The organism is Pseudomonas sp. UW4, from assembly GCF_000316175.1.
Lineage (GTDB): Bacteria > Pseudomonadota > Gammaproteobacteria > Pseudomonadales > Pseudomonadaceae > Aquipseudomonas > Aquipseudomonas laurylsulfatiphila.
Genome location: NC_019670.1, coordinates 3,985,887 through 4,008,294 on the forward strand (window position 1 = coordinate 3,985,887; position 22,408 = coordinate 4,008,294).

A 22,408-nucleotide genomic window follows, 5' to 3' on the forward strand; every position below is an offset into this window, starting at 1 on the left:
ATTCCTTAATGACGCTGTTTAATCAACAAATAGAGAAAAAAGGGTGTGCCCAGCACGGCGACAAAAATCCCGGCCGGCAGGTCCAGCGGCAAAAACAGGACACGCCCGGCGAGGTCGGCCAGCACCACGAGGTTCGCCCCGACCAACGCGGCCATCGCCGCCTGGCCACCAAAACCCGGGGCTACCAGGCGCTTGGCAATGTGCGGCGCAATCAGCCCGACAAACGCGATCGCCCCGCCCCAGGCAATCGCAGCTCCAGCCAATGCCACGCTCACCAGCAACAAACCGGCGCGCAGCCACTGCACGCGAACGCCAATGCCCTGGGCCAGAGCGTCATCCAGTTGTTGCACCCTCACCTGCCGGGCCAGCAGCACCAGCAGCGGGCAGATACCCAACAACCAGCGCCCCAGCGCCAGCGGTTCCGGCCAACTGGCGCCGTACACGCTGCCGGTCAGCCAGACATAAGCCGACAGGGTCGTGGTCAGCGGACTGAAGACCAGGATGAAGGTGGTCGCGGCAGTCAACATCGCGCTGATGCCGACCCCGATCAACACCAGGCGCAGCGGTGAGGCCCCCTGCTTCCAGGCCAGCAGATAGATCGCCAATGCCGCCAGCCCCGCACCGCACATCGCCGCCAACGGCAGAAACTGTTGGCCGAGCGCCACGGAGAAAAACGCCAGATACAGCACGGCCGCCGCACTGGCGCCGCTGGTGATACCCAGCAGGTCAGGTGAAGCCAGCGGGTTGCGGATGATGCTTTGCAGAATCAGCCCCGACACCGACAACGCCGCCCCGACCAACGCCGCCAGGAGCATGCGCGGCAAGCGCAATTGCTCGACGATGAACGTCAGGCTGGCGTCCTGGCTCGACAGCAGAATCCGCAGCACCTCCAACGGCGACAGCATGACTTTGCCCAGCGACAGTGAGCCGAGCATGATCAGCGCCGTCACCATCAACGCCGCCGCCAACCGCCACAACGTGGCGACATTGATCCGCCGGGAAAAGCCGCTACGGCGCCAGGTCAGGACCTTATCCATAACGACCTCCACGCCGGGCCAGCAGAATGAAGAAGGGGGCGCCGAACAGCGCCGTCATCACGCCCACCGGGACCTCCTGCGGCAGGATCAACACCCGCGACAAGGTATCGGCCAGCAGCAGGACAATGGCGCCAAGTAGCGCACACCCCGGCAGCAACCAGCGATGATCGATGGACAGGCCCTTGCGCACCATGTGCGGCACCAGCAGGCCGATAAACCCGATGCTGCCGGCCAATGCCACGGCACTGCCCGCCAGACAGACCACCAGCACGCTCATCAGCAGCCGGATCAAACCGGTGCGCTGGCCCAGGCCGGTGGCGATCTCCTCGCCTGCGTCAAGCACGTTGACCTGCCCCGCCAGCAACATCGCGCCGAACAACCCGAGTACGCCACAAATCAGCAGTGGCGCGGCGACCGACAGGCTGCGCTCGGTCAACGAGCCCGCCAGCCAGAACAGCACCGTGTCCAGTCCATCCTGATTGACCACCAGCAACGCCTGGCTGAACGCAGAGAACAAGGCGGCCATCGCCGCACCCGCCAGCACAATGCGCAGCGGGCTGAGACTGCCCTGCCCCATGTTGCCGATCAGCCACACCAGGCTGCCGGCTACGGCCGCGCCGATGAACGCGCTCCACAGCCAGGCATCCGGGGATGACAGGGAAAACAGCGAGGAGCACAGGATGATAAAAAACGTCGCGCCGGCGTTGATCCCGAACAACCCGGGGGACGCCAGCGGATTGCGCGTCAGCGCCTGCATCAAGGCCCCCGCCACGGCCAGGCTCGCGCCCACGGCCATTGCCATCAAGGTGCGCGACAGGCGCGTGGTGGTCACCAGCACGTGACTGACGCTCAGCGGATCGGGATGCACGAACGCGGCGGCAATGTGCGACAACGGAATCCAGGTGGCTCCGACCGCCAGGCTCAGCACGCCGCTGAGCAGCAACACGACGGCGGCACAGCACAACTTCAAACCATTGCTCATCAGGACAGGTCCGCCGTGACCAGCCGCGCAACGTCATCGAGCATCAGGTTCGCCCCGAGCATCCCGCCCGACAGGCTCCAGGCCACCCCGTCGACCCGCCACACCTGCCCCTGTTGCGGTGCACGCATTTGCTGCCACAGCGGATGCTGCACCAGGCTTTCATAGTTTCGCTGCACTGCCGGTTTCTCCGCGCGCAAGAAGACAAAGAAAATGTCGGCATTGACCACCGCCAGACTCTCCTTGCTGGTGAGTTTGATCGATACCCCGTTCGCCGCCCGACTGGCCTCACTCCAGCCAAACCCCAGCTCGGTGATCACCGAACCCGGAAAACTGGCCGGCAGATAACTGCGGATATGGTCCTCACGAACATCCAGAATCGACACCGTCGGCGGCCAGCGCCCGGCAAATTCCTGCTGCAGTTGCTCGCGCAGTTGTGCCGTGCGCAACTGCCAGCGGGCCAACACCTCGTCGGCGCGCTGCTGGCGGTGCAAGGCCAGGCCCATCAACGCCAGGGTCTTTTTGAATTCGAACACTTCCTCGAGCATCACCACCGGGGCGATCTGCTTGAGCAACGGCGCGATACGTTCATGGCGAAAGCGCGAAGCGATGATCACGTCCGGCTTGAGCAGCGCGATGTCCTCAAGGCTGGGCTGGGTTTCCAGCCCGACATGGGGCACCGGCTCCAGCGCCGAGCGCAGGTAGCGATAGGTGGGCTTTTCACTCCAGGAATCGACAATGCCGCAGGGTGTGATACCCAACGCCACGGCACTGTCCGTGGCCCCCTGGAACAGGGTGATCACCCGCAGCGGCGCGGTGTGGGCCCGGGCCCACGCCGACGGGGCAAACCTGAGCGCAAGCAGGCCCAGGGACAGGCGCAGCAGCGTGCGCCTGGAGGGCGTGTCGGGCTGTTCTTTCTTGGGCAGGTCAGTCAGGCCGGGCATGCTTTCGTCCTCTGCAATCGATTCATGACACAACTCGGTCGCGCCCTTCCCTGTGGCGCAATCCACGGTTGAATCGATTCAGAAGTCGACGGTCGCCGACAGCAGGTAGGTTCGTGGCGTCGCGAGCGTCAATCCAGGCTCGCTGTCATCCGAAGCCCCGGCCGAACTCCAGTAGCGCTTGTCGGCCACGTTCTCGATATTGGCACGCAGGGTGATGTTCTTTTCTTCAACCTTGAAGGCGTAGCGCGCGCCCACGTCGATACGCGTCCAGGCATCGATTTCCTTGTTATTGGACTGGTCCAGATACTGTGAGCTGGAATAGATGCCGCGGCTGGTGAGGGTCAGGCCTTGAACATTCGGCACGTCCCACTCGCCCCCCAGGCTGACGTTGTATTCCGGCGTGGCGGGCGCGCGGTTGCCGTCAAAGGTGCCGTTGGTGGTGTCGGTGAGTTCGCTATCGATGTACATGACGCCACCGACCAGGCGGAAACCTTTGAGCGGCTCACCGAACACGTTGACTTCCACACCCTTGTTTTCGCGTTTGCCGTTCGGGCCGAAAACCCGCGTGGTGGCGTTGGTTTCATAGGCCGGCTGCTTGATCCGGAACACCGCAGTGGTAATGGCGAACGCACCCGCATCATATTTGGCTCCGACTTCGACCTGCCGACTGATGAACGGCGGGAAGATCTCGTCCTCGTTCACCGAGGTCGACGGGGCGATCTTGCCCTGGCTCAGGCCTTCCATGTAGTTGGCATACAACGAGAGCTTGTCGGTGGCCTTGAACAGGATGCCGCCCGAGGGCGAAACCTTTTCTTCATCGTAGCCCGTGTCGCCTTTGACATTATCCGTCCAGTCGTCAACCTGCACTCGCTGCCAGCGTGCGCCGAGGGTCAACAGCACCTGGTCATCGAAGAAGCCCAATGTGTCGGACAACGCCACGCTGCTGGAACGGTTCTCGGTATAAACCTCCGAGTCGAGTCGCGTGGGCGTGATGGGTGTAGGTGTTTCCACAGGGTTGTAGAGGTTGCTCGGGGCGGCGGCATAACGGGCGCCACCGTTTTCGAAGTCCATGTAGAAGTAGCTGGCAGCCAGGTTGATTTCATGACTCACCGGACCGGTATGGAACCAGTTGCGTACCCCGGCGTTGGCTGTCCGGACATTTTCGTCGCGGGTGAAGTCACGTGGCTGAACGCTGAAATCGCCCGCGTTGTTGGTGACCGCTACGGCGTGCCGAAGGAAGTCGTGATTACTTTTACGCGCCCCCGCACCGGCGTACACCATGACGGAATCGCTGACATCGTACTCGCCAGTCACCGTACCGAAGGTGTCCTTGGTCCGCGCCTTGCTCCACGGCTGTGCATAGTTGTGGCGAACATCGCTGGCGTGCGGAACCTGCGCCTTGGCGCCCACCTGTACGCGCTCCTGCGGGGCGTCGGTGTCACGCTCGTTATGCCCGACGTCCGTCGAGAGCCGCAGGCGCTCACCGCGAAAATCCAGGCCCAGCACTGCCATCTCGCGGTCAACACTCTGGTGATCCCATTCGGTGTCGCCGGACTGCTTCACGCCGTTGAAACGAACACCGAACATGTCCCCCTCACCAAAACGCCGACCGATATCTACCGCACCGCCGACCTGGCTGTCGGAAGCGTAGTTGCCGGTAAACGAAGTAATGGGCACGTCGGTGGCGCGCTTGGGCACCACGTTGATCCCCCCGCCCACGCTGCCCCGCGGCGAGATGCCATTGATGAGCTGACTCGGGCCTTTGAGGACGTCGACGCGATCGGCCATTTCCATGTCGATGGTGTACGTCGGCAGAATGCCGTATAGACCGTTGTAGGAGACATCACTGTTGAACAGGCTCATTCCGCGAATGGTGAACTGCTCATACCGCCCACCCGCCGGGTTGGTGGCGCGAACCGAGGGATCGCTGGCAACCAGGTCGCCCAAGGTACGAGCCTGCAGGTTTTTCACCAACTCACTGGTGTAGGTGGTCTCGCTGAACGGCGTCTCCATGAAGTCTTTCGAGCCCAGCAAGCCTTGCGACCCACGGCGTGCGACCTGCCCGCCGACGTACGGATCACCGTGCGCCGTGTCCGCCGTCGCGTAAATTGAGGTAGCGCCCAGTTGCAGGGTGCTGCCCGTTGGCGCCGGGGTCAGCATGTACGCCTGTTCGCCCACCGGTTGCAGTTGCAGACCGGAACCCTGTAGCAGTTGGGCAAAGCCCTCCTCCACCGCGAAGTCGCCGGAAAGGCCAGGGCTGGTGCGCCCACTCACCAGTGCCGGGTCCACGGACAGATTGACCCCGGCCAAGCCGGCGAAACGGGTCAGCGCCGCGCCGAGGCTACCGGCTGGCACCTGATAGCTGCGCCGTGGCGCATCTTCGGCCCAACCGGCAGTGATGAACAACGGACAGGCACTCAGGCTCAACAACAGACTCAAGTGCATCAACGGGCGCAACCGGGATGGAGCCAGACGCGTACTGCAAGGCATCACTACAGGCATTGAGAATCTCTCTGATTTCGTTTCACTTGCCTTGAATGACAAGCACCGCGAAAAAAGGGGACACGCGTTAAGCATTATTTTTGCGCGGCACCAGCGTTACCCAATAACGCGTACGCGAATGCACCTCCAGCGGCAGGCTGACCGCCAGAAGCGCGAGGATGCGATCGGTGTCTTCCAGGCGAAAACTGCCGGTGATGCGCAGTGATTCCAGCTCTGGCTCCCAACGCAACACACCAGGACGATAGCTGCTGAGTTCACGCAGGAAGTCCCCCAAGGGTTGGTTCTGCGCCATCAGCACGCCGTCACGCCAGCCAGGGGCCAGCACATCGAATGGCTCCACAGCGCCGGCACCCGCCGCTTGAAGACTGACTTGCTGGCCGCCGCGCAACGAAAAGACCGGCCCGTGCAGAGGCTGCAACTGCACTGCGCCTCGAAGCACTGACACCTTGCAGCCCGTCTGCCCCTGCCGCACACACACTTCACTCTGACTGACGGTCACTTGCCCGAAGCGCGTGAGGATCGTCAGCGGCGAAGTCCCGGGCACGTTCAGTGCCATTTCGCCTTCCACCAGTGTCAGGCGCCGGCTCTTCAGATCGATATCGACGGCACTGGCCGTGTTCAGTTGCACAGCACTGCCATCGGCCAACCGGACTTTTTTTTTGCTTTCCCCGGTGGCGGTGCGCAGGGCGGCCCCCCAGGCATCCAGAGGCAACTGCCGACTGATCAACCAGGCGGTCGGCAGCAACGCCACCGCACCGACGGCGCGCTTGAGCACCGTGCGTCGACTGGCTTGCGGCCGGTCCAGACTGGCCATGGCCAGGCCCGATGGCAGGTCGGCAAAACGTTGACGCAAGCACTGCGCTTTCTGCCAGGCCTGCTCATGGCTGGAATGGCTGTCGCGCCAGCTCTGCAACTGCTCCCGGTCCCGCTCATTGGCACAGCCGGATTCCATGAGGGCCAGCCACTGCGCGGCGGCCCGCACGACTTGTCGGGCCTGGGCCGAAGGTGCCGAACCGTTCACATGTCCACCAGCAGGCAATGTTCGTAGGCTTGAGCCATGTAGCGCTTGATCGTGCGTTCCGAGACTTGCAGGCGCTCGGCAATTTCCTGGTAGCCCAGGCCTTCGAGCTGACTCAAGAGAAACGCGCGCCGTACCGGCCTGGGCAATCCATCGAGCAATTCGTCCAGGGCCTGCAGGGTTTCCAGCAGGATCCAGCGTTGCTCCGGGGACGGCACACAGTCTTCGGGCAGCAACGCCAATGCATCGAGATAGGCTTGCTCCAGGCTGCGGCGCTTGTAGAAGTTGCTCAGCAGTCGTTTGCCGACGGTCGCCAGGTAGGCACGCGGCTCTTGCAAGTCGGCGATGCGCTGAGAGCTGGCAAGGACACGAACGAAGGTATCCTGGCTCAGGTCCGCCGCATCGCTGCCATTGCTCATGCGTCGTCTCAACCAGCCTTCGAGCCAGCCCCGATGGTCGCGGTACAGGTCGTGGAAGGCTTGCTCCGGCGGCATCGCGGCATCACTCATCTGAAGGAACCCTGGGTGAGGAAATATTTTAAATGCGACTCATTCTAATTAGTGTTGCGCAGACAATCCAAGCCCTTTGTACGAACTGCACCCGGTAAATGCTTGAATTATTTAATGACAGGCAGGCATTTCGGCCGCGCAGGTGCCGGTTTAACAAGGCTGCGGGTTATTGAGGGGGATTTTCGAGAGTCATTGGGCATCTGCGCCAGGCTGGCAGATGCGAACCCTGAGGGGCGCGAGGCAGGAGAAAAAGCCAAATCGCAGACACAAAAAACCCCGGTCTTTCGACCAGGGTCTTTGCTATCGACTCGAAGCAACCAGTGGTTTCTTCGTAGCTCCAAGGCGTTCAGTGGGCCTCGGGGCAGATATGGCGCAGCGGACGGGACTCGAACCCGCGACCCCCGGCGTGACAGGCCGGTATTCTAACCGACTGAACTACCGCTGCGTATCGCTTTGAGCAGATGCTCAAGTAACTCGTCTGATTGAAAACTCAGTAGCTTTTCAATCTCGAATCAGATGAATCTGACTCGGAAAATATGGCGCAGCGGACGGGACTCGAACCCGCGACCCCCGGCGTGACAGGCCGGTATTCTAACCGACTGAACTACCGCTGCGCGTCGGTGGAGGCATTTCAGCCTACCTCTTGCTTTCGCAAGTATCTCGGGAATGGTGGGTGATGACGGGATCGAACCGCCGACATTCTGCTTGTAAGGCAGACGCTCTCCCAGCTGAGCTAATCACCCGTTTGCATCTCCGAGGCCGCGAAATTTACGCAGGTAGCGAACCTAAGTCAATAGCAGGATTGAAGTTTTTCTGAAAAAGACAAATTTATGTATATGCAGCAAGACCGCTTTCGCGAGCAAGCCCGCTCCCACAGGGGAATGCATTCCAAATGTGGGAGCGGGCTTGCTCGCGAAAGCGTCAGCACATTCAACATCTATCCAGAAGCTTACTCGCTATAAATCATCTTCTTGGTCATGCCGCCATCGACCACGAATTCCTGGCCGGTGACAAAACCGGCATTCCTCGACAGCAGCCAGGCCACCATCGCCGCCACATCCTCGACCGTCCCTACCCTGCCCGCCGGATGCTGGGCATGATCGGCCTCGGTCAAGGGTTCGGCACGCCGCACCGAGGGGTCGCGCGTATCGATCCAGCCTGGGCTGACGGCATTGACCCGGATCTCCGGGCCAAGGCTGATGGCCAACGCATGAGTCAGGGCCAACAAGCCGCCCTTGCTCGCCGCATAAGCCTCGGTGTCGGGTTCCGACTGCGCGGCGCGGGTCGAGGCCAGATTGACGATGGCGCCGCTGTGAGCGCGCAGGTACGGCGCACAGTGCTTGGCCAGCAGCATCGGCCCGCCGAGGTTCACCGCCAACACCCGATTCCAGTGGGCCAGGTCGAGGCTTTCCAGGGTGATGTTATGCGGATCGGCCACCGCCGCATTGCAGACCAGCGCGTCCAGGCGCCCGAACTGGCCGAGCACCTCGGCCACACCCAGCGCGACCTGCCCCTCGTTGGCGACATCCATGGCGATGAACCAGGCGTTGTCGCCCAGCACTTTCGCCACTTTCGAACCGCGCTCCCGGTCCAGATCCGTCAGCACGACTTGCCAGCCTTCGCTGATCAACCAGGCCGAAATCCCCAGGCCTATGCCCCGCGCAGCACCGGTCACCAGCGCTACGCGGCCATTGGAGCCGGTGTTTGGCGCAGACAACTCGATCACAACGCAGCCAGGCCGCGCGCCAGATCGGCTTGCAGGTCCGCCACGTCTTCAAGGCCGACCGCAATGCGGATCAGGCTGTCACGAATGCCCGCCGCTTCACGCTCCTGCGGCGCCAGACGACCATGGGACGTGGTGCTCGGATGCGTGATGGTGGTTTTGCTGTCGCCCAGGTTGGCGGTGATCGAAATCAGGCGCGTGGCGTCGATAAAGCGCCAGGCGCCCTCTTTGCCACCCTTCACCTCAAAACTGACCACAGCACCGAAACCCTTCTGCTGGCGCAGCGCCAGCTCATGCTGCGGATGGCTCTTGAGGCCGGCGTAATGGACTTTCTCGATGCCTTCCTGCTGCTCCAGCCACTCGGCCAGTTGCTGGGCGTTGGCACAATGGGCCTTCATCCGCAGGTTCAGGGTTTCCAGGCCCTTGAGGAAGATCCAGGCGTTGAACGGGCTGAGGGTCGGCCCGGCGGTACGCAGAAAGCCAACCACTTCTTTCATCTGCTCGCTGCGCCCGGCGACCACACCACCCATGCAACGGCCCTGGCCGTCGATGAACTTGGTGGCCGAGTGCACGACGATGTCCGCGCCCATTTTCAGCGGCTGCTGCAAGGCCGGGGTGCAGAAGCAGTTGTCGACCACCAGCATCGCGCCTTTGGCGTGAGCGATTTTCGCCAGTTCGGCAATGTCGACCAACTCGGCCAGCGGGTTGGACGGCGATTCGACGAACAGCAGTTTGGTGTTGGACTTGATCGCCGCGTCCCAACCGGACAGGTCCGCCAGGGCCACGTAATCGACTTCGATGCCGAAACGCTTGAAGTACTTTTCGAACAGGCTGATGGTCGAGCCGAACACGCTGCGCGACACCAATACGTGATCGCCGGCGCTGCACAGGCTCATCACCACGGCCATGATCGCAGCCATGCCGGTGGCGGTGGCCACGGCTTGCTCGGCGCTTTCCAGAGCGGCGATGCGCTCTTCGAAGGCGCGTACGGTCGGGTTGGTGTAGCGCGAGTAAACGTTGCCCGGTACTTCCCCGGCAAAACGCGCGGCTGCGTCGGCAGCGGTGCGGAATACATAGCTGGAAGTGAAGAACATCGGATCACCGTGTTCGCCTTCCGGCGTACGGTGCTGACCGGCACGTACGGCCAGGGTATCGAACGCTACGCCTTCGAGGTCGCTGTCCAGCCGACCGGCATCCCAATCCTGACTCATGCTGTCACTCCTTTCCCTATTCTCGTCAATTAAAAGCCGGATACAAAACCGGCCCCTCAGGGCCGGTAGAAACTCAGTTGTTGTACAGATCGATGATTGCGCTGACTGCCTGCGTCTTGACCTTGGAGGCATCGTTGCGTGCCTGTTCGATCTTGTTCAGGTAAGCCTCGTCGACGTCGCCAGTGACGTACTGGCCATCGAACACCGCGCAATCGAACTTGTCGATCTTGATCTTGCCGCCACCGACCGCTTCGATCAAGTCAGGCAGATCCTGATAGATCAGCCAGTCGGCGCCGATCAGATCAGCCACGTCCTGGGTCGAACGGTTGTGCGCGATCAGCTCGTGAGCGCTCGGCATGTCGATGCCGTAGACGTTCGGGTAGCGAACCGCTGGCGCCGCGGAGCAGAAGTAGACGTTCTTGGCGCCGGCTTCGCGGGCCATCTGGATGATCTGCTTGCACGTGGTGCCGCGCACGATGGAGTCATCCACCAGCATCACGTTCTTGCCGCGGAATTCCAGCTCGATGGCGTTGAGCTTCTGGCGTACGGATTTTTTCCGCGCGGCCTGGCCCGGCATGATGAAGGTCCGGCCGATGTAGCGGTTCTTCACGAAGCCTTCGCGGAACTTCACGCCCAGGTGGTTCGCCAGTTCCAGCGCGGCGGTGCGGCTGGTGTCCGGAATCGGGATGACCACGTCGATGTCGTGATCCGGACGCTCGCGCAGGATCTTCTCGGCCAGTTTCTCACCCATGCGCAGACGGGCCTTGTAGACCGACACGCCGTCGATGATCGAATCCGGACGCGCCAGGTAGACGTGTTCGAAGATGCACGGGGTCAGGGACGGGTTGGTCGCGCACTGACGGGTGTACAGCTTGCCCTCTTCAGTGATGTAGACCGCTTCGCCTGGCGCCAGGTCGCGAATCAGGGTGAAGCCCAGCACGTCCAGGGAAACGCTTTCCGAGGCGATCATGTACTCGACGCCTTCGTCGGTGTGACGCTGGCCGAAAACGATCGGACGGATGCCGTGCGGGTCGCGAAAGCCCACGATGCCGTAGCCGGTGATCATGGCTACAACGGCATAACCACCGACGCAACGGTTGTGCACGTCGGTGACGGCGGCAAACACGTCTTCTTCGGTCGGCTGCAACTTGCCGCGCTGGGCCAGCTCGTGCGCGAACACGTTGAGCAGCACTTCCGAATCGGAGCTGGTGTTGACGTGGCGCAGGTCAGATTCGTAAATCTCCTTGGCCAGTTGTTCAACGTTGGTCAGGTTACCGTTATGCGCCAGGGTGATGCCGTAAGGCGAGTTGACGTAAAACGGTTGAGCTTCAGCCGACGTCGAGCTGCCCGCGGTCGGATAACGCACATGGCCAATGCCCATGTGACCGACCAGGCGCTGCATGTGACGCTGCTGGAACACGTCACGCACCAGGCCGTTATCCTTGCGCAGGAACAACCGGCCATCATGGCTGGTCACGATACCGGCAGCGTCCTGGCCGCGGTGCTGGAGGACGGTTAGCGCGTCATACAGCGCCTGATTGACGTTCGACTTACCGACGATACCGACGATGCCACACATGCGACGCAACCCCTACTTAATGGATCTGAACTGAACAACACTTACTGAGGCGTTTTGGCCGTCGGCAAGAGCTGCTCCTTGAACGGAATATCAGCGGGTACGCTGATTCCGCTGGCAAGCCACTGACTGCTCCACCCGAGAATCAGGTTTTTGGACCAGTCGGCGACCAATAGAAATCTTGGCACGAGCTGTGACTCTTTCCACCACCCGTCCTGCTGTACCGGCCCCAGGCTCAACAGCCCGACGGCGATGACCACCAGCAACCCGCCACGCGCGGCGCCGAAGGCCATGCCGAGGAATCGGTCGGTCCCGGAGAGCCCGGTGACGCGAACCAGTTCGCCGATAAGATAATTGATCATTGCGCCTACGATTAAAGTGGCGACAAACATGATGGCACAGCCCGTGATTATACGGGCCGATGGCGTTTGAATGTACCCGCCGAGGTACTCGGACAATGAGCCACCGAACATCCAGGCAACGACTCCTGCGATGATCCAGGTCAGCAGCGACAGTGCTTCTTTGACGAAGCCGCGGCTCAGACTGATCAATGCGGAGATGGCGACGATTGCTACGATCGCCCAGTCAACCCAGGTAAATGGCACAGTGCAGCCTACAGACGGATAAGGCGGCGCATTTTAGCAGAGCCCATGCTTATCGGTAAGCTGCGATTGTCAGTGCATTTCATATCGGGGCGATAGTTTTAGCCACGTTCGGGCTGAAAGCGCACGACAAACCCCTTCAGGTTCTGCTGGCGGTTCAGCAAATCCCGCAGCCGGTCGGCTTCTGCGCGCTCGATCAGCGGCCCGACAAACACCCGGTTTTTGCCGTCGGCGGTCCGGATGTAGGCATTGTAACCCTGGCTGCGCAGGGTTTTCTGCAGCTTTTCCGCGCTTTCACGGTTCGCCAGGCTGGCCAGTTGCACCGACCAGCTGACCGACAAACCATTGGCATCGACACGGCTTTGCGTGGTGTCCGGCTTGCCGGGTGCTGCCGTGATGGGCTGGGCAGGCGCGGCCGCAGGTTTGGCGGCCAGCGCCGGAACCGGCGCGGGTGCAGGAGGTGGTGTAACCGGTTTGGCAGCAGGTCCCGGAGCCACCGGCACAGCCGGCACCGCCGATTCCTGCTGGGCGATTTCGTCATCGCTCGGCACGGGTTCCTGAGGCAAGGCTTGCGGCTCAGGCACCACCACGGGCTCGACCTGCACCTGGGGCAATGCAGGCGCCTGCGGAGCCGCCGGCGCTTCGACCGTCACCTGGCGCTGTTCGTCCTGGCGGGAAAACAGCATCGGCAGAAAAATAACCGCCAGCGCGACCAACACCAGGGCGCCAACCATGCGCTGTTTGTATGCCTTATCCAGCAATGCCATTTGCCGCTTCCTCCGTGGACCGCCGGGCCAGCCATTCAAGGGCCTCGGCGACACAATAAAATGATCCGAACAACAGGATTTCGTCGTCGCTCGTGGCCTGCGCGCACTGCCCTTCCAGGGCGGCCGCTACGCTGTCGTACGACGTGACCGAGGCACCAAGACCTTGCAACGCATCGTGCAAATCCGCAACCGGACGCGCCCGAGGCGAATCCAGCGGTGCGACAGCCCAGTGCTGGACACTAGCATTCAATTCGCCGACAACACCACCCAGATCCTTGTCCGCCAGCAGCCCGAACACCGCCAGACGCTTGCCGACCGGTGGACGGCTGGCCAGACGACGGGCCAGATACTCCGCCGCATGCGGGTTATGCCCCACATCCAGCAATAAATTCAAACGCTTGCCCTGCCACTCGAACGCGCGGCGATCCAGACGACCAACCACCTTCGTAGCCCGCAGCGCGTCGATAATCTGCGCATTCACCCAAGGCAAGCCAAGCAGCAGGTAAGCCTGCAACGCCAGCGCGGCGTTTTCCATCGGCAGATCGAGCAACGGCAGGTCGCGCAGCTCAACCGCACGCCCTTGCGCATCGACACCGCGCCATTGCCAGTTGTGATCAGTCACGCCGAGATCAAAGTCGCGCCCACGCAGGAAAAACGGGCAATTGAGCTCGCGCGCCTTGTCCAGCAGGGGTTGTGGAGGATTCAGATCGCCGCAGAGCGCAGGCGCGCCCTGGCGGAATATTCCGGCCTTCTCGAAGGCCACGGACTCTCGGGTATCACCCAGGTAATCGGCATGATCGACGCCAATACTGGTGACCAGCGCCATGTCGGCATCCACCACGTTGACCGTGTCCAGACGACCGCCCAGACCGACTTCCAGCACCACCGCATCAAGCCCGGAGTGCTGGAACAGCCAGAACGCCGCCAGGGTGCCCATTTCGAAGTAGGTCAGCGAAGTGTCGCCACGCCCGGCCTCTACCGCAGCAAAGGCCTCGCACAGCTCGGCGTCAGTGGCTTCGACGCCGTTGACCGTTACCCGCTCGTTGTAGCGCAGCAGGTGCGGGGAGTTGTAAACCCCCACTTTCAAGCCCTGGGCCCGCAGCAAGGACGCCACGAACGCGCAGGTGGAACCCTTGCCGTTGGTCCCGGTGACCGTAATCACCCGTGGCGCCGGCTTGCCCAGTCCCATGCGGGACGCTACCTGCTGCGATCGCTCCAGCCCCATGTCGATGGCCGAAGGGTGCAACTGTTCGAGGTAGGCGAGCCATTCGCCAAGGGTACGTTGGGTCATAGGCTGGCAGGTACCGGTGGAACCACGATTGGAACGATGGGTGCAGCCACGAACTTCGGCGTCGGCAGGCCCATCATTTGCGCCAGCAGGTTACCCAGGCGCGGACGCAGCTCCTGACGGTCGATGATCATGTCGATGGCACCGTGCTCCAGCAGGAACTCGCTGCGCTGGAAGCCTTCCGGCAGTTTTTCACGCACGGTCTGCTCGATCACACGCGGACCGGCAAAACCGATCAGCGCCTTCGGCTCGCCGACAATCACGTCGCCCAGCATCGCCAGGCTGGCGGAAACGCCGCCGTAGACCGGATCGGTCAGCACGGAGATGAACGGGATGCCTTCTTCACGCAGACGCGCCAGCACCGCAGAGGTCTTGGCCATCTGCATCAGGGAAATCAGCGCTTCCTGCATCCGCGCACCGCCGGAGGCCGAGAAACAGACCATCGGGCAACGTTTTTCCAGGGCGTAGTTGGCGGCGCGAACGAAACGCTCACCGACGATGGCGCCCATCGAACCACCCATGAAGGAAAACTCGAACGCGGAAACCACGATCGGCATGCCCAGCAACGTGCCGCTCATCGAAACCAGCGCGTCTTTTTCGCCGGTCTGCTTTTGTGCAGCGGTCAGGCGGTCCTTGTACTTCTTGCCGTCGCGGAACTTCAGACGGTCAACCGGCTCCAGGTCTGCACCCAGTTCGGTACGGCCTTCAACGTCGAGGAAGATGTCGATACGGGCGCGGGCGCCGATACGCATGTGATGGTTGCACTTGGGGCAAACGTCCAGGGTCTTTTCCAACTCCGGACGATACAGCACAGCCTCGCAAGACGGGCATTTGTGCCAAAGACCTTCAGGCACCGAGCTCTTCTTGACCTCGGAACGCATGATCGAAGGGATCAGTTTGTCTACTAACCAGTTGCTCATGCTTTCTTTCTCCAGTACCGGCGGCCCGAACGCTCTGGTTCGCAGCCCCGTGTATGCCCTAGCGCTAAATTCATGTGTGCGGCGATGATCAGTGAATGGCCGGATCAGCGAAACGTGACCTGCGTACCACCCCATGACCCTCAGCCGTTTTGTACAGTGCAGTGGACGGCGGCAGTCTGCCAGCCGTCACATCAACAGGTGCTACCGCGTACCGCCTTGATAAATGCCTGAACCTTTGCGTGATCCTTTATGCCCCTGCTCGCCTCTACCCCGCCGCTGACATCCACGGCATAAGGCCGGACGCGGGCAATGGCTTCGGCGACGTTATCCGGCGTCAGGCCGCCGGCCAGAATGATCGGTTTGCTCAAGCCTTGCGGTATCAGTGACCAGTCAAACGCCTCACCGGTTCCTCCGGGAACGCCTTCGACATAGGTATCGAGCAGGATACCGCTGGCACTGGCATACGCATCACAGGCCGCGGCGATGTCATCCCCCGCCTTGACCCGCAACGCCTTGATGTACGGACGGTGCCAGCCTTCGCAATCCGCCGCGCTTTCATCGCCGTGAAATTGCAGCAGGTCCAGAGGCACTGCGTCGAGGAGTTCACCCAGTTCGCAACGGCTCGCATTGACGAACAGGCCCACGGTGGTCACGAACGGCGGCAGCGCCTGGATGATCGAGCGCGCCTGCTGGAACGTCACCGCACGGGGGCTTTTGGCATAGAACACGAAGCCGATGGCATCCGCCCCGGCCTCGACGGCTGCCAACGCATCCTCTATGCGGGTAATCCCACAGATCTTGCTGCGAACGGCTGACATGTCAACACAACTCCAAGACAAATCCGGGAAAGTCCCGGATGGTAACAAAAGCGTTCGAGGGCGTCAGCCGCCAAGTTCGGAGAAGCCGGTCAGGAAGTGTGGACCGATGTAACGTTCTGGCAATTGGAACTCGTCACGGTACTCGACCTGCACCAGATACAACCCGAATGGATGCGCCGTCACGCCCCCGGACCGCCGAATCCGGCTCTCCAGCACCTCTTTCATCCACTCCACCGGACGCTCACCGGCGCCAATGGTCATCAGCACGCCGGCGATGTTGCGCACCATGTGGTGCAGGAAGGCGCTGGCGCGAATGTCCAGCACGATCATCTTGCCGTGACGGGTGACGCGCAGGTGATGCAGTTCCTTGATCGGCGACTTGGCCTGGCACTGGCCGGCGCGAAAAGCACTGAAATCATGGGTGCCGAGCAGGTATTGAGCGGCCTCGGCCATGCGCTCGACGTCCAGCGGGCGGTGGTTCCAGGTCACTTCTTCGTTCAGGTGCGCGGGGCGGATCTGATCGTTGTAGATCACGTAGCGATAACGCCGGGCAATGGCCTTGAACCGCGCATGGAAATGCGCCGGCATGACCTTGGCCCAACTTACACTGACGTCGTGGGGCAGGTTGATGTTGGCGCCCATGGTCCAGGCCTTCATCGAACGCTCGACCTGGGTATCGAAATGCACCACCTGTCCGCAGGCATGCACCCCGGCGTCGGTACGCCCGGCGCACATCAGCGAGACGGGTGAATCGGCGACTTTGGACAAGGCGTTTTCGAGGGTTTCCTGCACGGTGAGCACCCCGGAAGCCTGGCGCTGCCAGCCACGGTAGCGCGAGCCTTTGTATTCGACGCCCAGCGCGATCCGGAAAAAGCCGTCGGCTGCCATTTCGGCGGCCGGGTTATCTATATTTGCCAAGGAGGGACAGCCTGCTGATGTACCAAAGGCGGGCATTATAAGGCCGACTGGAGGGGATGCCAGCGAGATCTCCATCGACTGTTCCGGCCTCTTCGCGGGCAAGCCCGCTCCCACAGGTATTGTGAACGCCACAGAACCTTGTGGGAGCGGGCTTGCCCGCGAAGAGGCCACAGCAGACGACATCAATTCATCGCCCAAACAAAAACGGCAGCCTCACCGGGCTGCCGCTTTGTTTACAACGTACCGATCACTCAAGCCAGACGCGAAAGCATCTCCCTGGCTTCGCTCTTCTGCTCGTCACTGCCTTCGCTCACGACCTCATTGAGGATGTCGCGGGCACCGTCGCTGTCGCCCATGTCGATATAGGCCTGGGCCAGATCGAGCTTGGTAGCGGCTTCATCGGTACCCGAGAGGAAGTCGAACTCGTCATCGCCATCCAGTGCGGCATCGGCTTCGGTAAAGGTCGGCTCACCGATGCTGTTGGACAGGCTTTCCAGCTCGGCATTGACATCATCCAGCTCGGCGGCGAACGCATCCGGTGTGCTCATTTCGTCGGCCAGCGACAGGTCGAAATCGGCAGGCAAGTCCAGATCATCCAGCGCAATTTCAGGAACAGCCGGGGTTTCGGCGGCTGGAAAATCCTTCACGCCTTCATCCAGATCCAGCAGGAAGTCATCTTCAGCCAGCATCGCCGGCGACGGTTGCGCACCGAGATCCAGGTCAAGGTCGAAGTCCGACAGGTCGTCGAGGTTTTCCTTGATTTCGGTCTGTTGCTGCAACACCGACTCAAAACTCAGATCGTCATCCAGCGGGAATTCGTCCAGATCCGCCAAAGCCGCCACTTCAGGCTCCGGTACAGGTGCCGGTGCAGGTGCAGGCGCCACAGGCTGGATCGTGTCCAGATCATCCAGGCTCAGGTCGAAGGCGCTGTCGAGGTCATCCTCGAGCGGCGTCGGTTCCGGCGCGGGTGCTTGCGGCTCATCGAGCAACAGGTCCTTGACGTACTGCGCGTCCAGCTCGGCAGCAACGGCGGCTGCGGCGATGCCACCGGCAGCCACCAGCGCCATGGCCGGGAAGCGGCTTTTGAGCTTTTCAACCTGGGCGAAGTTGTCGCCATTGGCCACCAGCTTGCGCTCCTGGCTGACGAACGCATCGCGGTCGCCTTGCTGGCCATAGACTTCCATCAGCTTCAAGCGCAAATCGCTGCGCTGAGGCTCTCGCTTGACGCCGTCCTCCAGCAACGCGGCAGCCTGGTTCAGGCGACCGGCACTGATGTGCGACTGAGCCTGGCCCAGTACATCGTCGGAACGCTCGGCAGCCGGCGACACCAATGGCGCGGCGATCGGCGTGGTCATCACGACCGGGGCAATGACCGGCGCAGGCGCGGGAGTTGGCGTCGGTGCAGTCGCCAGCTTCACGCTTGGCGACGGAACCTCCAGGCCTTCGAAGCTGCTTTCCGGCAGGTCGAGATCGGCCGAGAACGGCTGTTCTTCGGCCAGGGCACGCGCCATGCGCTGATGCTTCTCGGCTGCTTGCTGGGCTTTGCGACGGCGCGCCAGCAACAGCAGCAAGAGCAGCAGAACGACAGCACCGCCACCCACCAGGCCCAGCAGCACCGGATTGCTCAGCAACTCATTGAATTTCTGATCGTCGGATGCGGCCGGCGTCGGAGCTGCCTCGGGTGCCGTGGCCACTGGCGCAGGTGCAACCGGCGCAGTGTCTGCCGGAGCAGGTGCAGCCGGATTGGGCGCCAGCTCGGCCGACATTGCCGGAGCCGTTGCGGTGCCTGGTGCGCCAGTCGCGCCCTCGGCCTGCAACTTGGCCAGTTGATTGTTCTTCAGCTCGATCAGGCGCTGCAGCTTGTCCACCTGGCTTTGCAGGTCGGCCATGCGGCTTTTCAGTTCGGCGTTATCACGACGACTGCTGTCGAGGCTCTCCTGAGTCACCGCCAGCTTGTTGCTAAGGGCCGCAGCATCGCCGGCAGGTCCTTTGCCACGATTCTTGCCGGACTCGGCAGACACCAGGCTCAGTTTGTCGCCGGCCGCTTGAGTCGGAGCAGCATCGGTGCGAGCGCGATTGGTAGCGTCCAGTTGCTGCTGCCCTGCCCCGGGCTTGGCGACATAACGGCGCCCCTGACGCCAGGCCTTGTTCTGCGCGGCCACTTCGGCGATGGCCTTGGGTTGCGGCAGGTTCGTGCTCTGCGCCTGATCCGGCATACGCAGCACCTGGCCGGTTTTCAGGCGGTTGATGTTGCCGTCAATGAAGGCGTCCGGGTTCAGCGCCTGAATGGCCAGCATGGTTTGCTGGATCGAACCGCCATTACGCGCCTTCGCGGCGATTTCCCACAGGGTATCGCGCGGCGTGGTGGTGTATTGCGACGGTTTGGTCGCACCGGTGACCGGTGCAGCGACGGTTGAAGTCGGTGCGGGCTGCGCAGCCGCCTCGGCGGCTTGCGGCGAGAATTTCGATGGATCGAGCAGCACACTGTAGTCGCGCAGCAAACGGCCATTCGGCCACATCACCTGAACCAGGAACTTCACCATCGGCTCGGAGAGAGGCTTGCTGGAGGTCACGCGCAGGATGCTTTTGCCGCTGGCGTTAAGCACCGGGGTGAAGGTCAAGTCATTCAGAAACGCCTGGCGGTCGACACCGGCCTTGGCGAAATCTTCCGGCGAAGCCAGGCTCGGCACCAATTCGGCAGCGGTGAGGTCCTTGACATCGAGCAGCTCGATTTCCGCCACCAGCGGCTGGTTGAGCGTCGATTTCAGGGTCAGTTCCCCGAGCCCGAGGGCATGCGCCATACCGGAGGACAGCGCCGAGGCGGCCGCTATTGCTAACACCAGTTTGCGAACTTGAACCATTAGCTCATCCTTAGTTTGAACATTCCTCGGCCAGCGAGAAGATATTGATAGCCGCAGCCGCAAGGCATTGCGTGCAACGACGAAGGTCGTCGCGCGCGATCATTTGATTGATGCCCCGCAAAGCCCCGCAGAGTGGCTCGCCTTCAGCACTCCGGCAAGCATAGGCTCGTGCGGAATCAATCGACAAATTGTTGCAAAGTATCTTTTACAGCAGGTCTTTAATCAACAACTCAGCCAGCTGCACAGCGTTGAGCGCGGCGCCTTTGCGTACGTTATCTGACGTCAGCCACAAATTAAGTTCCGACAGGTCGTCGATACCCTGGCGAACCCGCCCCACGTAGACCACATCCTGGCCTACCGCGTCACCTACCGGCGTCGGGTAATCGCCTGCCTCGACCAGCTCGATACCGGGCGCGTCTTCCAACGCAGCATTGACTTTGGCCAAATCAATGTCGTTTGCGCACTGCAGGGTCACGCTATAGCTATCGCCAAAAAACACCGGGGCTTGAATGCAAGTGACGGAAATCTTCAATGAAGGCAGCGCCATGACCTGACGCAGCTCACGCACCAGGCGTTTTTCCAGCAGCGTATGACCTTGTTCATCCGGCTTGCCGACCTGAGCCAACAGGTTGAAGGCCATTTGCCGGTCAAAGAATTTCGGCTCGAGCGGCCGCACATTCAGCAGTTCGGCGGTTTGCCGGGCGAGCTCACTCACGGCTTCACGGCCCTGGGCCGATACCGCCAGGCTGGCGGTCAGGCTGACGCGCTGCAAATCGAGCACATCCATCAGCGGCGCGAGCACCACCGCCAGCGTGGTAGCCGAAGGACTTGGACTGCTGACCAGAAACGGCTTTTTCAAGCCCGCCAGCACCTGAGCGTTGGCCTCAGGCACGACCTGCGGCGCCTTGTCCGCCGGCAAGGCACCGGACAGATCGATCACCGAGCAACCGGCATCGTTCGCACGGGAAGAAAAACTCAAGGAAACCGCCGGGCCGGCGGCAAAAAATGCCAACTGCACCTTGCTGAAGTCGAACTCATCGACTTCCCGCACCCGCACGTTCTTGCCGCGAAAGGGTACGGAACTGCCGGCCGACTCGCTGCTGGCCAACAGGTGCAGGGTGCCGATCGGGAAATCGCGCTCCTCGAGAATCTGCACGAGTGTTTCGCCGACAGTACCGGTGGCGCCGATCACGGCAATATCAATGGTCTGGCTCATGGTTTTACCTCTGGCGAAACGGGGGGAGCGGCACTTTACCGGGTGGGTAGGATACAGGCAATTCTGCCGGGCCTTGTGGTGCCTGTGATGGCCCCTTCGCGAGCAGGCTCGCTCCCACAGTTGATCGCATTTCCCTGTGGGAGCGAGCCTGCTCGCGAAGGCGACGGGCCTGACAACATTTCCTCCATAAAATGTATGGTCAGCCCATCTCCTGCAACCTCATGGGCTGTTTTCGGTAAAGCTGGCTTGCGCTAATGTATCCGGGCTCATTGTGAGCGTTGCTGCAACAACGCTCGACCCTCGATGAGTAGCCGCTCCCGACTGTCCTGAAAAAACCCTCAGCCTCTAAAGCTGATTTTTATGGCAGGTTCTCAGTCGGGCCGTTTGCCGTTTACTGTCATCAGTCAGTGACGTCGCAAAAGCCGGTGGTAAAGCTGTTCAAGCGTTCGGATGTGGGTCGTACTGGCCGCCTTTGGCCAGTACCGCCCACACGATGCGCGCCAGTTTGTTCGCCAGCGCGCACGCGACAACATTGGAGTGGCGACGCGTCACGAGCTCTCGAACCCAGGGCCCCAAGGCGTCTTCCCGCTTATCGATATGCTGCATGATGGATCGCGCGCCCTGCACCAGCAGTTGGCGGATGTGCTTGTCGCCGCGCTTGCTGATCCCCAGTAGTACTGTTTTTCCGCCCGTCGAATACTGCCTCGGCACCAGCCCTAGCGAAGCGGCAAAATCGCGTCCACTTCGATAGTTCGACGCATCGCCCACATCCGCCAATACCGCGCTGGCGGTGATCGGGCCGATGCCAGGAATACTCTGCAAACGACTCCCGGCATCGTCTTCTTTCAGCTGCTGCTTCAGATCGGACTCGATGTCCTTGATTTCATCATTCAGCTGTTGAATTTGATGATGGAGACGCATCACTACGCCCTTTAGGCGCAACGGAACCGGGTGCTGCGGGTCGTCCAACAGCGCCGGCACGCGGTGCAACGCAGCGGCACCTATAGGCAGGCTGATCCCGAACTCCAGCAGAAAGCCATGAATCTGGTTGGTTGCGACGGTTCGCTGGCCAATCAAAGATTTACGGACACGATGCAGGGCTGAAAGCGTTTGTTGCTCTGCGGTTTTGATCGAGCAGAAGCGCATCGCGGGGCGGCTCGCCGCCTCGCAAATCGCTTCGGCATCAATGAAGTCGTTTTTGTTGCCTTTGACGAATGGTTTGACGTACTGCGGGGCGATCAGCTTCACCTCGTGGCCCAATGCACCAATCTGTCGAGCCAGCCAATGGGCGCCGCCGCAGGACTCCATTACCACCGTACAGGACGGTACCTGCGCCAATGTGCTGAGCAATTGGCCGCGGTTGGTTTTCTTGCGCAATACCTGATGACCTTTGGCATCCTGGCCATGCAGGTGGAAACTGTGTTTGCCAATGTCGATACCGAGAAGCGTCATCGTATTCATGAGAGATCCTCCGCCGAAAACGAGAAAAGCCCTGCAAGCGTAAACCTGCAGGGCTTCT

Annotated in this window: 18 protein-coding genes and 3 tRNA genes; all 21 read right to left on the reverse strand. The window is 61.6% G+C overall.

Annotated elements, in window-relative coordinates:
• Positions 1-5: 5 nt before the first annotated feature.
• On the reverse strand, positions 6-1,037 hold the full coding sequence (locus PPUTUW4_RS17410; protein ID WP_015095876.1) for an iron ABC transporter permease: 1,032 nt from the start codon (positions 1,035-1,037) through the stop codon (positions 6-8).
• The gene (locus tag PPUTUW4_RS17415; protein WP_015095877.1) at positions 1,030-2,019 is read right to left on the reverse strand and encodes an iron ABC transporter permease; all 990 of its coding nucleotides are present in this window, start codon (positions 2,017-2,019) and stop codon (positions 1,030-1,032) included. Before PPUTUW4_RS17415 ends, PPUTUW4_RS17410 begins: the two co-directional genes overlap by 8 nt.
• A complete protein-coding gene (locus PPUTUW4_RS17420) occupies positions 2,019-2,960 on the reverse strand; it encodes an iron-siderophore ABC transporter substrate-binding protein (RefSeq protein ID WP_015095878.1) in 942 nt (313 codons plus the stop codon). Before PPUTUW4_RS17420 ends, PPUTUW4_RS17415 begins: the two co-directional genes overlap by 1 nt.
• A 78-nt stretch (positions 2,961-3,038) precedes the next feature.
• Complete coding sequence (locus PPUTUW4_RS17425; protein ID WP_015095879.1) at positions 3,039-5,462, reverse strand: TonB-dependent receptor; 2,424 nt, start codon at positions 5,460-5,462, stop codon at positions 3,039-3,041.
• Positions 5,463-5,529: 67 nt separating this feature from the next.
• Entirely contained in the window at positions 5,530-6,483 is a 954-nt protein-coding gene (locus tag PPUTUW4_RS17430; protein WP_015095880.1) for a FecR domain-containing protein, read from the reverse strand.
• Positions 6,480-6,989 carry a sigma-70 family RNA polymerase sigma factor gene (locus PPUTUW4_RS17435; protein WP_041474917.1) on the reverse strand — a complete coding sequence of 170 codons (510 nt, stop codon included), beginning with the start codon at positions 6,987-6,989 and terminating at the stop codon, positions 6,480-6,482. The genes PPUTUW4_RS17430 and PPUTUW4_RS17435 overlap by 4 nt, the downstream gene beginning before the upstream one ends.
• Positions 6,990-7,357: 368 nt before the next feature.
• Positions 7,358-7,434: transfer RNA gene (locus PPUTUW4_RS17440), tRNA-Asp, on the reverse strand.
• Between the two features lie 92 nt (positions 7,435-7,526).
• Positions 7,527-7,603: transfer RNA gene (locus PPUTUW4_RS17445), tRNA-Asp, on the reverse strand.
• Positions 7,604-7,656: 53 nt separating this feature from the next.
• Positions 7,657-7,732, reverse strand: a tRNA-Val gene (locus PPUTUW4_RS17450).
• A gap of 206 nt (positions 7,733-7,938) precedes the next feature.
• Positions 7,939-8,715: an SDR family oxidoreductase gene (locus PPUTUW4_RS17455; RefSeq protein ID WP_015095882.1), complete on the reverse strand. Its 777-nt coding sequence runs from the start codon at positions 8,713-8,715 to the stop codon at positions 7,939-7,941.
• A complete protein-coding gene (locus tag PPUTUW4_RS17460; RefSeq protein ID WP_015095883.1) occupies positions 8,712-9,923 on the reverse strand; it encodes an O-succinylhomoserine sulfhydrylase in 1,212 nt (403 codons plus the stop codon). The genes PPUTUW4_RS17455 and PPUTUW4_RS17460 overlap by 4 nt, the downstream gene beginning before the upstream one ends.
• Before the next feature lie 73 nt (positions 9,924-9,996).
• Positions 9,997-11,502, reverse strand: a complete 1,506-nt coding sequence (gene purF, locus PPUTUW4_RS17465) for an amidophosphoribosyltransferase (RefSeq protein WP_007975670.1) — start codon at positions 11,500-11,502, stop codon at positions 9,997-9,999.
• A 41-nt stretch (positions 11,503-11,543) separates the two neighbouring features.
• Positions 11,544-12,104 (reverse strand): CvpA family protein, encoded by a 561-nt coding sequence (locus tag PPUTUW4_RS17470; protein ID WP_015095884.1) that lies wholly within the window; start codon positions 12,102-12,104, stop codon positions 11,544-11,546.
• 98 nt (positions 12,105-12,202) lie between these two features.
• Positions 12,203-12,868 (reverse strand): SPOR domain-containing protein, encoded by a 666-nt coding sequence (locus PPUTUW4_RS17475; protein WP_015095885.1) that lies wholly within the window; start codon positions 12,866-12,868, stop codon positions 12,203-12,205.
• On the reverse strand, positions 12,852-14,159 hold the full coding sequence (folC, locus tag PPUTUW4_RS17480; protein WP_015095886.1) for a bifunctional tetrahydrofolate synthase/dihydrofolate synthase: 1,308 nt from the start codon (positions 14,157-14,159) through the stop codon (positions 12,852-12,854). Before folC ends, PPUTUW4_RS17475 begins: the two co-directional genes overlap by 17 nt.
• Positions 14,156-15,076, reverse strand: a complete 921-nt coding sequence (accD, locus tag PPUTUW4_RS17485; protein WP_015095887.1) for an acetyl-CoA carboxylase, carboxyltransferase subunit beta — start codon at positions 15,074-15,076, stop codon at positions 14,156-14,158. Before accD ends, folC begins: the two co-directional genes overlap by 4 nt.
• A gap of 191 nt (positions 15,077-15,267) precedes the next feature.
• Positions 15,268-15,894, reverse strand: a complete 627-nt coding sequence (locus tag PPUTUW4_RS17490) for a phosphoribosylanthranilate isomerase (protein WP_015095888.1) — start codon at positions 15,892-15,894, stop codon at positions 15,268-15,270.
• 63 nt (positions 15,895-15,957) lie between these two features.
• Entirely contained in the window at positions 15,958-16,782 is an 825-nt protein-coding gene (truA, locus tag PPUTUW4_RS17495) for a tRNA pseudouridine(38-40) synthase TruA (protein WP_041474918.1), read from the reverse strand.
• Between the two features lie 281 nt (positions 16,783-17,063).
• Complete coding sequence (locus PPUTUW4_RS17500; protein WP_015095890.1) at positions 17,064-19,673, reverse strand: FimV/HubP family polar landmark protein; 2,610 nt, start codon at positions 19,671-19,673, stop codon at positions 17,064-17,066.
• Between the two features lie 205 nt (positions 19,674-19,878).
• Positions 19,879-20,889 carry an aspartate-semialdehyde dehydrogenase gene (locus PPUTUW4_RS17505; RefSeq protein WP_015095891.1) on the reverse strand — a complete coding sequence of 337 codons (1,011 nt, stop codon included), beginning with the start codon at positions 20,887-20,889 and terminating at the stop codon, positions 19,879-19,881.
• 438 nt (positions 20,890-21,327) lie between these two features.
• Positions 21,328-22,350 (reverse strand): IS110 family transposase, encoded by a 1,023-nt coding sequence (locus PPUTUW4_RS17510; RefSeq protein ID WP_015095892.1) that lies wholly within the window; start codon positions 22,348-22,350, stop codon positions 21,328-21,330.
• Positions 22,351-22,408: the final 58 nt, after the last annotated feature.